The sequence below is a fragment of the Pseudomonas sp. IT-P176 genome (assembly GCF_949767245.1).
Lineage (GTDB): Bacteria > Pseudomonadota > Gammaproteobacteria > Pseudomonadales > Pseudomonadaceae > Aquipseudomonas.
In genome coordinates this window covers 17,791-31,094 of record NZ_CATKPN010000051.1, presented here as the reverse complement: position 1 = coordinate 31,094, position 13,304 = coordinate 17,791, and the positions used below count along the sequence as shown (strand labels likewise).

Sequence of the window (13,304 nt, the reverse complement as noted above, 5' to 3'; positions counted from 1 at the left end):
GTGGGGCATGGCGGTGCGCTGAAGTGGTGCCTGTGGTCCCTACATATGTACCGCACAGTCACGCTGTCGCTGGATAACCTGATGGCTCACTAAGGTCGTACACAGATTGGAGCTATTTCATGGACGAGAGAGAAGGCCCGAGTAATGCATCCCGGCATTCCAGCGCTGCAATTGTGCGCATGAGCCGAGAGTTTCTCTCGGCGGATGACGCAGCGCGGCATGCTCATGAACAGGTCGGTAAGCGACGTGACCACGAGTTTGTTGCAATGATCTTCGAGTGCAGCAACCAGCGGTTCGTCGTGACTGAACCGGTCGACGCCGGAACCGATGCGCTCGAAGCGCCCCCGCTGTTCCCGGTGGACGCCCAAGGCCGGCCAATCTATCCGGCGAACCACCTGCTACACAGCGTGTTTTATTCGCACCGGGCGCTCTCGACGCTGGATGCCGATCAGGTGCAGGGTTTGCAATGGTCGCGCGCAGACGCCAGCGTGAGCTTGCAGATGTTCAAGGTTCACGAGTTGTTCCATGTGGTCACGCAAGGTGTTCCGGCCTATCTGTCAGGTGCCGACGACAGTCTGTTGTGGTTCGAGCCCGATACCAGCGGCTGGCAGCAGTTGCTGGTGCGCTTGGGCACCGTGAGCAACCCGGGGCCACTGGCGCGGGGGCTAGAGGATGGCAGCGTTGTTCCTGTGGAGTTTGTAAAAGCGGTGGCGGGCGCAGGAACGTTGCGGGTCGTTGTCGACAGTCTGCTCTGGGGCTATCGGGGGCAAGTGGCCCAGGACTGGACGGCCTACCCGCCACAGACTCCGCGACCGGTACCGAAGCAGGTCGCCTATGGCGCGGTTTTTTCGTCCGCAGACGAAGCGGCGCAGGATCGTTTCTCCCGCGGGGCAGGGGCCGACGACAAGGAGCAGACCTGGTTCGGCTTTATCCTCAAGCGACAGGGCAGGGAGGAGTACATCGCCACGGAGTTGGTTGCGGTCGATGGTGTTCGAGACAAACTGTTTTCACGCGCTAGCCTGTTCCGCCGCTCCCGTCCGGGAGCCGGCATTGATTTTGTGTACCCGGAATCCTTCCAGCGCCATTCGTATTTTTATTCGCGCCAGCGGGTTACGCAGACTCCGCGTCCCAGCCGACTCTGGTTGGCCCAGCACTTCATTGTGCCCAGGGACCTGTATGTCGTAGTGGACGACTCCAAGAGGCCGTCGATCCTCGAAGGGCCTGAGTCGATTCCCACCTATATCGCGACACAGGATGGCGCACTGTTGAGGTATGTCGCGCGCAAGAGCACCAAGTTGTTTGATAACAACACCCCGAACATGGGGTTGGATGATGTCCAGAGCAGCCTGGTCAAAGGCACTCTGACCCAGACCGGTTTTGTCAGGTTAGTGGCCAACAGTGGCGAGTTGCGAGTCCTGCACACCAATATGTGCTGGGACAGGGAAGGGCTGGTCAATGCGCAATGGACGCCGGCGCAGAACCTCGAACGGCGTCTTTTGGGGCCTGTTTTCCCGACCCTGGATGATGCGGCGCTGCATGCTCGCGCGCAGGTCCCCGTGACGACCGATAGGGTCTATGGAGGCCTGATCCTGAAGCGTGCCGATGGCTTGTTTGTTGGCACCTTGCCGGTGATCACGCCTGAGGAAGACTTCGATGTGAAATGGATCTTCCCGGATGAAAGTGTCAGTGCCGGACTCTTCCCTGCCGGATGCACAATTGTGGCTCGCTATCGCGCGCGCCATGCCCGGGAGGTTCCGGTGCTCTTGTCTGCGTCGGAAAAACAACTGTACCTCAACATGTTGTCCGTGAAGGCAGTCCATACCGCGTTCGAGCGCGGGACGCGAACGATGGAGGAGTACCTGTTCGGGCCTGACGGCTCGGTGATTCGCTATCGCAGTGGTGCATGGAATAAGGTTCGAGCCAACCTTGCCCATGCCTTGACCGATTTCGGCAGTCTGCCCCATGACCTGGATGCAGCCTGGGTAAAAAAGCGTATCCATGAGGGGGATTTGAAACCGTCGGCGTGGGTCGATTCGCTGGCGAAGAACGGTTATCTGTACGTGGTGGCAGGCAGCTCTGTTTGGGGGGCGCCGCGTTTAGTCACCGATTTCAGCCTGGTGCGCCAGGCGAGCGGCGACACTGTGCCCAAACTGCCACGCAGTGAGCCGCACTACAGTCCCGTATTTGCTGACGGCGTTGCGGTGGCACGTCATGTTCATGAACACACCGCAGAGCGTGGGGCGCTGAGTTTCGGTTACATTCTGCGGGATCGTTGGCATGACAGGTTCATTGCCACTCTTGCGATCCAGGTACCTGGCTCGACTCTGGCCTATGACCAGGTATTCCCCGACGGGCTCCTGCCCCAGGGCTACGTCGTCGACAGTCTGTACCTGTGCGCCGCCCAAGCACCCGATAAGCTGTCGGATAACGACTACCGGCATTTTTTTTCACCGATGGACATGCACCTGGCACTTGCGCATGTTCAAACGGAGCGGGGCAACTTACCCCTCTACTTATCGTGCAGTGACGGGGCGTTGTTGCGATTTGAGAGGGATTACTATGATCCGTTCGATCCACCGGACGAAGCCGCTCAGTTAGCGCTTAAGCGCAATCCGTTCGCGAGCCTTGTGCAGGCGAGTGCAGACTGGCGCGATGTACTCGACGGCACTTTCAGTCTGCCGACCTACATACGAAACATGAGAAAGGCTGGGCGTTTGCAAGTCATGGTGCCAAGTGCTGTCTGGGGGATCGGATTCCTGGCACGGGATTGGCAGCCGCGCAAAGCGGGCATGAGTGAGCAGGATCTCTGGTCGTGGATGCCGAAATTGGCAATGGGACCGATTTTCCAGCATCCCGACGATGCGGCCCGCTACATCCAGCACCAGGCGGGAAGTGCTTATGAGCAGGCAACTTCTTACGAAAGCGCAATATTGCGTCAAAAGGACAAGCATTGCTTTTGTGCACTGGAGCCCCTGGCGCGCAGTGACGACTCCAACCATCTGCTTGATCGCATTTTCCGGACGCCGAGTGACCCCACTACGACCCAGAGGAATCAACCGCCGATTTTTCCTGCGGGCTATGAAGTGTTTGCCAGCCACCAACTTTATCTATCAGGTACCAGCACGCTGGCAACCGATGCTGAACAGGTCTATGCAAACTTTGCCTCGCCCTGGTTGGTGTATCTGCACACCCATGCCCTGAAGGACAAAGGATTCAAGATCATTTCGTATTACTACTCAACACCCCATGGCGCGTTGCTGAAGTATGTGCCGCAGTACACCCAGGCAGAAACGGCCTTGCTGCGGACCAAACAAGCCGAGCGGGTTGGCGACCAGTGGGTCACTCGATTGTCGACGGCAGACTTCATTTCGCAATTGGCCGACATCGGTGAATTGCGGGTACTTACAGCCGCGCACTACTGGAATCAGTCTGGGCGTCTGGGCAGTAACTGGAAGACTGATCGGCTACAGGCGCCGCTGGCGCCAGTCAGTTTTCACCGTGATGAACTGTAGCGTCTGGGCACCTGTGTACGATCAAAGGCGTTTTTTGGAACGCCTTTGATCGTGCGGTAAACCGGCGAGAGCTATTGGCGCGTGCAGGTTTCCATGCCGTGGCCACCGCCTTCATACTCGGGACCGTAATAATATTTACTGAAAGATACACGGCCATCGGCGGCCGTTTTAACCTGCGCGATTCCCACGCCGTAATCTTTCAGGGCCGGGTCGGTGTGGGCAAAGTAGATCGCCAGCGACTTTTTGTGCGCGGCGGCGAAGCCGTTATAGAGGGAGTTGTCGGCCAGGGTCAGGGTGAAACTGTAGGCGCCATACGGACCGGTACTTTGCTCGGGGTTGAGCTGCATGTCGACGGTGCCTTTGTACTCTCCGATATGACTGTCCATGCCAGTACATTGGTAATGCCCTGAATAGTTAGTGCCGGTAAATGGTGGCTGGGCTGCCATTGACGGCAGTGAAATGAAGGCGAGGGAGGCTAGGATCTTCTTTATCAAGTTGACCTCTTTCAATTCTTTGTAGGAATTGTACGGATTGAAAAGTAGGAAGTTTCCCGCAACTAATGTTGTCTGGTTAGTGGGTGCTTAAGTTGCGGGAGCGGGAGTATGCCGAGGATTAGGCGGCGGCTCAAAACCAACCCAAGACAAGACTTTTCAAGTTGTTCAACGGTATTTCAAGCGCCCTTGAAATACCGTTGCTCCGTCCCTGGCGATGTTCAGGAAGAAGAGGAGGCCGCTGCAGTCTGCCGGCTCACGCGCGCCAGCAGGAAACGGTCCAGCACCCACATCACCACCAGCGAAGCGCCCACTAGCGGGAACAGCACGGCCAGCACCAGCATGATCAGCACCCCGGTTTTCCAGGTCGGCAGGCCATGGCGCAACGGTGGTACCCCGACTTTGCCCTGGGGCCGGCGCTTCCACCAGATCACCACGCCACTGACGGCGCTGAGCAGGATCATCAGGCAGATCAGCAGCACGATGAGCTGGTTGAGCACGCCGAACATCTTGCCTTCGTGCAGCATTACCCCCATTTCCGTGGCGCGGGCGACATTGCCATAGTGTTCCCAGCGCACATCGGCCAGGACCTTGCCGCTGTACTGGTCGACGTGCAGAGTGGCGTCGTTGCGCGGGTCGTCGGCGAACACGGCGATGGTGAACACACCGCTGGCGCTGGTCGGCAAGGTGATGCTGTAGCCCGGCTCGACCCGGCCTTGCTCGGCGATGTCCTGCACCGCCTGCAGGCTGATGCCCGGAGCTGCCGGCGCGCTGCTGGCGCCGTTGTGGGCCATGTGTTCGGCGTGGTCGCCGGACATCGGCATCGGCGTATTTTCCATGGCCCAGGGCACGGTCTGGCGGGCCGCGGTGTTGAGGCTGCGCGCTTGCTCGTCGGACTTGGGGACGTTGTCCCACATGGCGGCCGGGAACTGGTTCCAGAGTTCGGCGTAGGATTTGCCCCAGAAACCGGTCCAGGTCATACCGCTGAGCAGCATGACCAGCAGCAATGCCGCCCCCCAGAAGCCGGTGACGGCGTGCAGGTCACGCCACAGCACCCGACCACGACTGTTCAGGCGAGGCCAGAGAATGCCGGCGCCGCCCTTGCCACGAGGCCACCAGAGGTAGACCCCGGACACCACCAGCACGATGCCCCAGCCGGCCGCCATCTCGATCAGGCGATCGCCGAGGGTGCGGATCATCAGTTCGCCGTGAATCGCGCGGGCGATGGCTTGCAGGTTGTACTTGGCATCCTGCTCGCCGAGGATGTCGCCGTGGTAGGGGTCGACGAATACGTTGAGTTCGTTGCCCTGGTTGTGCAGCACAAATTGCGCGCTGCGCTCGGCATTGATCGCCGGCAGGTACTGGGTGACCTGGCCCTGTGGATACGCCGTTTGTACCCTGCGCAGCAGATCATCGGCACTGAGGGTGTGATGGCCGGCCGGGACATTCAGCAGGTTGCCGTACATCAGGGGATCGAGTTGTGGCTTGAACAGGTAGATGGTGCCGGTCAGCGCCAGCATCACCATGAAAGGGGCGACGAACAGCCCGGCATAAAAATGCCAGCGCCAGGCCAGGTTGTAGAAGGACACTTTGGGTTGGCTCATCAATAGCACTCCGCTCGGCTATGAATCTTTTATAGGTGTTGTGTGGCTGCTGGTTCTGCAGCAACTGGCGCGGGCAGCGCCAGTTGCTACAGGCATGGCGTCCTTGCGAAGCGTTTTAGAAACTCATGTCCACTTTGGTCCAGAACGTGCGCCCCGGTTCATTGATCGCTTGTGGATCACTGGCCGGGTAGCCGAACCCGGCGTTGCCGGCCAGGTTCAAATGCTCGGCGTAGTCCTTGCCGAACAGGTTGTCGATGCCGCTGCTGACCTTCCAGTGCTGGTCGATGCGGTAGGCGCCATTGAGGGAGAACACCGCGAAGCCGGGGCTCTTGTCGTAGTCCTTGCCCACCACGTTGCCCTTGTTCTGGTCGATGCGGTTTTGCGCGGCGACTACCCGCCACAAGGCACCGGCGCTCCAGTTGTCTTCGCTGTAGGTCAGGCCGAAACGCGCGTCCAGCGGCGGCATTTGCGGCAGGGCGGTGTCGTGGGTGGTGTCTTTGCCCCAGGCGTAGGCCAGGGTGGCGTCGGCTTTCCAGTGGGAGGTCAGGTTGTAGGCTGCACCCAGTTCACCGCCCATGATGCGGGCGTTGATGTTCTCGGCCCGCGAGCTGGTGCCCATGGGCGTGGGGGTGTAGTCGAACAGGATGTAGTCGTGCACTTCGCCGATGTAGGCCGAGGCCCAGGCTTCGAGGTCCTGGGTCTTGTATTGCAGGCCGACGTCGAGCTGGGTGGTTTTCTCCGGCTGGATCGAGTCGAAGGCGTTGAGCGACCCCACGGGACCGGACTTGGGCGAAAACAGCTCCCAGTAATCCGGAAAACGCTCAGCGTGGCCCAGGCCTGCGTACAGGGTGGTCGGGCTGTTCGCCAGGTCGTGTTCGTAGCGCACGAAGCCGCTGGGCAAGGTATCGGCGCGGGTGTCGTCGGCCGTCGGGTTGGGCTTGCTCATCATTCCGGAGCCGATGCTCTGGCGAAAATCCTTGGCCGAGGCACGGTCCAGGCGTGCGCCAGTGATCAGGCGGTTGCGGTCGGCGGCGTACCAGGTCAGTTCACCGAACAGGCCGTAATTGTGGAAGTCCGCATCCTTGTTGCGTGGCACGTCCTTGTAGGTGTCGATGCCCATGGCGCTGCGCTGGCGGTGCTCGTTGGTCTGTGCGTCGACACCGCTGACCAGTTGCAGGTCGGCCCAGCGCCAGGTGGCCTTGACCCGCGCACCGAGGGTCCGGCGGTCGACGTTGGAGGCCATGGGGCCGGCCATCATCCCGGTGCCGGAGGGCGTGCGCAGGGTGTAGTTGTCCATCACGTGGTCGGCGTAGTTGTAGTAGACCTGGGCCTCGAGTTTTTCCAGCACTTCGCTGAGGTCCGACTGCACGAAACGCAGGCCCAGGCTTTCGCGCTTGAACTGCGAGCCGTCCATGCCGCGTCCGGCATAACGCGCTTCACCGTCGCCCTTGCCAGCGGTCAACTCCAGCAAGGTGTCGGTGTTCGGGGTCCAGCCGACGGCGACGTCGCCGTTCCACTTGTCATAGCGCGACGGCACGCTGTCGTTGTTGCCGTCCTTATAGTCATCGGAGTGGGCAGTGTTGCCGATCACCCGCACGTAGCCCTGTGGGCCACCCGCAGCGGCATCCAGCACTTTGTCGAAGCGCCCGTTGGAGCCGCCCAGCACGCTGGCATTCACCCGGCTGCCGAGTTCGCCGAAACTTTCCGGTTCGCGATCGAAGAGGATCGTGCCAGCCGAGGCGCCGGGGCCCCAGAGCACGGTTTGTGGGCCCTTGATCACCGTGAGCGTGTCGTAGGTTTCCGGGGATATGTACGAGGTGGGTGCGTCCATGCGGCCAGGGCAGGCGCCCAGCAGCATGCTGCCGTTGGTGAGGATGTTCAGCCGCGAGCCGAACATGCCGCGCAGCACCGGGTCGCCATTGGTGCCTCCGTTGCGCACCAGGGCGAAGCCGGGAATGGTCTTCAAGTAATCGCCACCGTCGCTGGCCGGCACCGGTTGGCGCGGGTCCTTGGGGTTGGTGACGATGGTCAGGGGCGAGCTGGGGGCAATGCCCGTAATCACGGTGGGGCTCAGCTCTTCGGCGTGCTGGCTGTGATCAACGGCCGTCTCGGCGGCGCCGGCCAATGGCGTGAGCAGGGCGCCGCACAGCAGCGCGGTGGCCTGTTTGAGGCGAACGCGCAAGGTATTAGGGGCGAAAGTTGCCTGGGCAGCGCTCAGGCGTGGGGCAGCAGAAAACCTGGACATAACAGTTCCATCAATCAGTCGTAAACACACGGCCAGCAGCCAGTGGCTGTCGAGTTCAACAGTTGGCCGTGTCAGTGGGGATGTGGGTGTTTACGCGTTGATGGGTGGGGCGCGGGTGCGGGCGCCGGGGAAGACGGTCAGCCGGGCATGACCCAGGCGAGGTGATGAGCTGATGAAACCTTGCGCCAGAGGCGGGTCGAAAGTCGCCAGGGCCAGGCTGCCTGGCAGTGCCGGGCAATTGAAGAGCAGGTTGCAGTAGCCGCACTTTTCCCAGATTGCATGGTGATCGGCCTGGGGCGCGCAGTGTTCGGCAGGCGCTTGGGCCTCATGCTCGGCATGGGCTCCGGGCGCCATGTCCATGCTCATGTCCATCGACATGCTCATGGACATTGGGGCGCGTTGATCCATCGGCATCGACTGAGAAATCAGTGGGCCGATAAAGATCAACAGCATGGCAAACAGACTGACCCAGCTGCCACGCGCGACCGTCAAGCTGGTCTTGCGTGGAGCTGTGCGCCTGCGGCCGGGTGAGCGCTGCGCGTTCACGGGCGGTGGTGCTGCCGGTTACTGGGCGTGCTGGTGCGTGTCGGTGCCAGCGGGCGGTTGTTTCTGCACCGCGACGTCCACGGTGAGGTTGCCGGCCTTCTCGAAATGCAGGGTCAACGGGAAGCGCTTGCCGTCGCTCAGCAGGCTGCGGTCCTTAAGCTCCATGAGCATCACGTGGTAGGCCATTGGCGCGAACGTGATGGTGCCACCGGCGGGAATCTCGACGCTGGGCACCTGCTGCATTTTCATCAGGTCTTTTTGCATCAGGTGTTCGTGCAACTCGGCTTTGCCCGAGATGGGCGAATCCACACTGAGCAGTCGGTCAGCGGTTTTGCCATTGTTGTGAATGACAAAGTAGGCCGCCACGGTTGGGGCATTGGGCGGCAGCTCTTGTGACCAGGGGTGGGCGATGTCCAGCTCACCGGCCTTGTATTCATGGGCATTGGCAAAGCAGGCAGGCAACAGCAATGCGGCGAGCAGCAACGTGTGCTTCACCAGGGATGGTTTTGACATGGCAGTTCTCCGAAACGATTAAAACGCAGGGTAGTTGCGAATCGAATCAGACCAGGGGAGAGGCCCGGGGGTTGAGACTGGGCCATTGCTGGCGCGGTGTCGGCGAGTCGAGGGTCGGCGCCGGCAGGCTGCGATTGGCTTCGAACCGGGCGAAGTACAGCTGCGGCGTATGCCCGGGCAATGCCACCAGGGGCGCTGAACCCGAGCAGCACCAGCAGTGCTGCATGTTGGAGTGTTGCTCGCCGGGCGGGGTTTTCTGTTCAAGGCTACCCAGGGAGATGGCGACCATGCGGGTGCCACTGGACGAGCAGAAACTGCCCCACATCAACTGCTCGGTCGGCGACTGGCCGGACGCTTTGGCCATGGCGCTGGACATCGGCATGGCGAGCATGTTGAACAGCACTGCGAAGCAGGCGATCCAGGCAATTGCTAGCCGTTGTCGGGACATGGTCAGATCCGGTGAAGTGGGAGATCAGGCGGCGTATTTAGCCTGATCGGGGTGGATAAGTAAAAAGCTGTCGTGCGGTGTGGTGTCGCAGCATCCTCAGGCGAGTGTTGCGTGAAGCTTGAGGCCCAGGGCCTTCATCACCTTCATGATAGTCGCGAATTCCGGATTGCCAGTGCTACCGAGTGCCTTGTACAGGCTTTCACGGCCCAACCCGGTGTCGCGGGCGATCTGCGTCATGCCTTTGGCGCGCGCAATGTCATTGAGCGCGCAACGGATCAATACACCGTCGCCTGCATCCTCTTCAAAGCAGGCGTCCAGGTAAGCCGCCATTTCCTCAGGTGTCTTGAGGTATTGGGCGACGTCGAAACGGCTAAATTGTTCAGCCATGGCTTACTCCTCGCTACCGATGTTTCGCGCCATCGACTGCGCGCGCTTGATGTCGCGTTTTTGCGTCGACTTGTCCCCTCCCGCCAACAACAGATAAACCACTCGATGTTTGCGGGTGAAGTACATTCGATAGCCAGGCCCGTAATGAACACGCATTTCATAAACAGCCTCACCCACAGGTTCACAATCACCGAAGTTGCCATGTTCCGCAGCTCGAAGCCTCGCCAACAGGCGAGCCTTGCCGATGGTGTCCTTGATTGAGCCAAGCCAGTCGGAAAATAGGTCTGACTGTTCGAAGTCGATCATGGCTGATCGTATTCCTTAGGATACAGGTTGGCAAGCAGCACTTTCTCCAGGGCGAACGGCGGGTGCCGAGTAATCTTGGGTCGTGTGCTCGAAGTATTGAGGTGTTTACGAAGAGTTGACGCAATGTAGAGCAGGCGTGTCGGGTTACACCAGACAGCGCTTTCTGGTTGTCTTGCCTGTTTTTTCTTTCTTGCCGGTTGTAGTCAGGAACCGTCTGACAACGACAGTGCCTTCAATACCTGCTCCACAGTGACAAATTCCCGATCCGCCGCTGGCAACACTGGACGCTTGAGAATCAGCACCGGCACCCCACGCTCGCGGGCTACTTCGAGTTTCGGTTCGGTGGCGCTGCTGCCGCTGTTCTTGCTGATCAGGACGTCGATCTGCCGACGCTGGAACAGCGCGCGTTCGTCTTCGAGGTGGAATGGGCCGCGGGCTCCGAGCACTTCGCAGCGCGGGTTGCCGGGGTAAACCTCGAGCGCGCGCAAGGTCCAGAACTGCCCGGCAGGGATTTCGTCCAGGTGTTGTAGCGGCTCGCGGCCCAAGGTGAACAGCGGGCGCTGGAACGGCTTGAGGGCTGCGCTCAGCTCGGCCCAGTCGCTGACTTCGCGCCAGTCATCGCCGGCTTGCGCCTGCCACGCTGGCCGGCGCAGCGCCCAGCATGGGATAGCGCTGAGTCGCGCGGCAGTGACGGCGTTCTGGCTGATCTGTGCGGCGTAGGGGTGGGTGGCGTCGAGCAGCAGGTCGATGCCTTGTTCCTGGATGAAACCGGCCAGGCCTTCGGCGCCGCCATAACCGCCGACGCGCACCTGGCACGTCAGGTCGCTGGGTACCCGGCCGACACCGGCCAGGCTGTAGATGTGCTGCGCGCCAAGCGTGCGAGCGATCGCCAGGGCTTCGGTGATACCGCCGAGCAACAACAGCCGTTTCATGGCAAGACTCCCGCTTGACCGACAATGCCGCCCTGGCGGTCGATGGCAAATACTTCGACCTGGACCTGGGCCGGCACCACGCTGCGGGCGAACGCCAGGGCGTGCTGGCACACCGCGTCACCCAGGGCGATGCCGGCGGCGCTGGCCATCGCCAGGGCCTGCTGACTGGTGTTGGCTTGGCGAATCTGCTGCTGCAGTGCGGCGTCGGCGCCCACCGCAGCGGCCCATTCGGCCAGTTGCACAAGGTCGATGCTCGAATGTCGACTGTGCAGGTCCATGTGGCCGGCGGCGAGCTTGCTGATCTTGCCGAAGCCACCACACAGGCTGAGTTTATCCACAGGCACTTTGCGCAGGTGCTTGAGCACCGCACCGACAAAATCGCCCATTTCGATCAGGGCGATTTCCGGCAGGTTATAGACCCGGCGCATGGTGTCTTCGCTGGCGTTGCCGGTGCAGGCGGCGATGTGCAGGTAGCCGTTGGTCTTGGCGACGTCGATGCCCTGGTGGATCGAGGCGATGTACGCCGCGCAGGAAAACGGCCGGACGATGCCGCTGGTGCCGAGAATCGACAGGCCACCGAGAATGCCCAGGCGCGGGTTCATGGTCTTCAGCGCCAGGGCTTCACCGTCCTGGACGTTGACCGTCACCGCAAAACCGCCGGTATAACCGAGCTCCAGGGCCAGGGCGCCGAGGTGGTCGCTGATCATCTTGCGCGGCACCGGATTGATCGCCGGCTCGCCGACGCCCAGCACCAGGCCTGGGCGTGTCACGGTGCCGACGCCAAGCCCGGCACTGAAGCGAATGCCGGGCTCGGCGGTCAGGCGCACCTGGCTGTAGAGCAAGGCACCGTGGGTCACGTCCGGGTCGTCGCCGGCATCCTTGATCGTGCCAGCCTCGGCGCCGTCAGCCAGGAGCCGGCAGAACTCCAGGCGCATCTGCACCTGCTTGCCCTTGGGCAGGACGATCTGCACCGCATCACTGCTGCCGCCGCCCAGCAGCAAGCGCGCCGCCGCGAGGCTGGTGGCGGTGGCGCAACTGCCGGTGGTCAGGCCGCTGCGCAGGGGGGCGGGTTGTTCGCCGGTTTCGTCACGCATCGAGGGGTTTGACCAGATCCAGCAAGGTAATCGGCAGCGCCTGGCGCCAGGTGTCGAACTCGCCCAATGGCTGGGCCTGGGCGATGTGCAGCCGGGTCAGTTCGCCGCCGTGCCGCTCACGCCAGGCCAGCAAGGTCATTTCGCTTTGCAGGGTGACGGCGTTGGCAATCAGTCGGCCGCCGGGTTTGAGTTGCGCCCAGCACGTTTCGAGCACGCCGGCACGAGTCACGCCGCCGCCAATGAATATCGCGTCCGGGCGTTCGAGTCCGGCCAGCGCTTGTGGTGCGCTGCCGCGAATCAGCTGCAGGCCGGGGACGCCGAGGGTGTCGCGGTTGCGCTCGATCAGTAGCTGGCGACCTGGGTCCGCCTCGATGGCCAAGGCGCGGCAACTGGGGTGGGCGCGCATCCATTCGATACCGATCGAGCCTGAGCCTGCGCCGACATCCCACAACAATTCGCCGGGTATCGGCGCCAGGTGGGCCAGGGTCACGGCCCGCACGTCGCGCTTGGTCAATTGGCCGTCGTGGGCGAAGGCCGAGTCCGGCAGGCCGGCCAGACGCGACAGGCGCGCCGCAGTCGGTTCGGCGATGCACTCGATGGCCAGCACATTGAGGTCGGCGACCGTGGGATCGTCCCATTCGCTGGCAAGGCCGTCGATCCGCCGCTCCTGCTCGCCGCCCAGGTGTTCCAGCACGCTGATCCGGCTCGGGCCGAAGCCCCGTTCACGCAACAGCGCGGCCAGCGCAGCCGGGCTGTGCCGGTCGTTGCTCAGCACCAACAGGCGTACCCCACTGAACAATTGGCCGTTGAGCGCGGCCAGTGGCCGGGCCACCAGCGACAGGCAGACCGCCTCTTGCAGTGGCCAGCCGAGACGGGCGGCTGCCAGGGAGCAGGACGACGGCGCGGGCAGGATCAGCATCTCTTCGCTGGGTACCTGACGCGCCAGGCTGGCGCCGACGCCGAAAAACATCGGGTCACCACTGGCCAGCACACAGACCGGTGCGCCGCGTTGCGCCAGGAGCGGCTCGAGGGAGAATGGGCTTGGCCACAGTTGGCGCTCGCCACGGATGCACACCGGCAGCAGATCGAGTTGGCGCTGGCCGCCGATAATCCGTGCGGCCCCCAGCAATGCACGCCGGGCCTGCTTGCCCAGTCCCTTGAAGCCGTCTTCTCCGATGCCTACGACTGTCAGCCAGGGGGCCATCTATATTCCTCAAACATGAAGG

The 13,304-nt window shown here is 62.0% G+C and carries 12 protein-coding genes; 1 reads left to right on the top strand and 11 read right to left on the bottom strand.

Annotated features, from left to right (window positions below):
• Positions 1–119 precede the first annotated feature (119 nt).
• A complete protein-coding gene (locus tag ACM6IP_RS15335; RefSeq protein WP_414861791.1) occupies positions 120–3,512 on the top strand; it encodes a hypothetical protein in 3,393 nt (1,130 codons plus the stop codon).
• 71 nt (positions 3,513–3,583) lie between these two features.
• Here the strand turns inward: ACM6IP_RS15335 and ACM6IP_RS15330 are convergent, their stop codons facing one another.
• The 11 genes from ACM6IP_RS15330 to cbiE all read right to left on the bottom strand — a co-directional run bounded on the left by ACM6IP_RS15330 (position 3,584) and on the right by cbiE (position 13,282).
• On the bottom strand, positions 3,584–4,006 hold the full coding sequence (locus ACM6IP_RS15330; RefSeq protein ID WP_414861790.1) for a hypothetical protein: 423 nt from the start codon (positions 4,004–4,006) through the stop codon (positions 3,584–3,586).
• 218 nt (positions 4,007–4,224) lie between these two features.
• Complete coding sequence (locus ACM6IP_RS15325; RefSeq protein ID WP_414861789.1) at positions 4,225–5,607, bottom strand: PepSY-associated TM helix domain-containing protein; 1,383 nt, start codon at positions 5,605–5,607, stop codon at positions 4,225–4,227.
• 115 nt (positions 5,608–5,722) lie between these two features.
• Positions 5,723–7,852, bottom strand: a complete 2,130-nt coding sequence (locus tag ACM6IP_RS15320; RefSeq protein ID WP_414861788.1) for a TonB-dependent copper receptor — start codon at positions 7,850–7,852, stop codon at positions 5,723–5,725.
• Between the two features lie 90 nt (positions 7,853–7,942).
• Positions 7,943–8,344: a DUF2946 domain-containing protein gene (locus ACM6IP_RS15315; protein ID WP_256585539.1), complete on the bottom strand. Its 402-nt coding sequence runs from the start codon at positions 8,342–8,344 to the stop codon at positions 7,943–7,945.
• Positions 8,345–8,416: 72 nt separating this feature from the next.
• Entirely contained in the window at positions 8,417–8,896 is a 480-nt protein-coding gene (locus ACM6IP_RS15310; RefSeq protein WP_095171161.1) for a copper chaperone PCu(A)C, read from the bottom strand.
• Between the two features lie 61 nt (positions 8,897–8,957).
• Positions 8,958–9,359, bottom strand: a complete 402-nt coding sequence (locus ACM6IP_RS15305; protein ID WP_414861787.1) for a DUF2946 domain-containing protein — start codon at positions 9,357–9,359, stop codon at positions 8,958–8,960.
• Positions 9,360–9,455: 96 nt separating this feature from the next.
• Positions 9,456–9,746 (bottom strand): addiction module antidote protein, encoded by a 291-nt coding sequence (locus tag ACM6IP_RS15300; protein WP_414861786.1) that lies wholly within the window; start codon positions 9,744–9,746, stop codon positions 9,456–9,458.
• Between the two features lie 3 nt (positions 9,747–9,749).
• The gene (locus tag ACM6IP_RS15295) at positions 9,750–10,052 is read right to left on the bottom strand and encodes a type II toxin-antitoxin system RelE/ParE family toxin (RefSeq protein WP_095171113.1); all 303 of its coding nucleotides are present in this window, start codon (positions 10,050–10,052) and stop codon (positions 9,750–9,752) included.
• Positions 10,053–10,255: 203 nt separating this feature from the next.
• Positions 10,256–10,984, bottom strand: a complete 729-nt coding sequence (locus tag ACM6IP_RS15290; RefSeq protein WP_414861785.1) for a cobalt-precorrin-6A reductase — start codon at positions 10,982–10,984, stop codon at positions 10,256–10,258.
• On the bottom strand, positions 10,981–12,078 hold the full coding sequence (locus ACM6IP_RS15285; RefSeq protein ID WP_401130841.1) for a cobalt-precorrin-5B (C(1))-methyltransferase: 1,098 nt from the start codon (positions 12,076–12,078) through the stop codon (positions 10,981–10,983). The genes ACM6IP_RS15290 and ACM6IP_RS15285 overlap by 4 nt, the downstream gene beginning before the upstream one ends.
• A complete protein-coding gene (cbiE, locus tag ACM6IP_RS15280) occupies positions 12,071–13,282 on the bottom strand; it encodes a precorrin-6y C5,15-methyltransferase (decarboxylating) subunit CbiE (RefSeq protein ID WP_414861784.1) in 1,212 nt (403 codons plus the stop codon). Before cbiE ends, ACM6IP_RS15285 begins: the two co-directional genes overlap by 8 nt.
• Between the last annotated feature and the right edge of the window lie 22 nt (positions 13,283–13,304).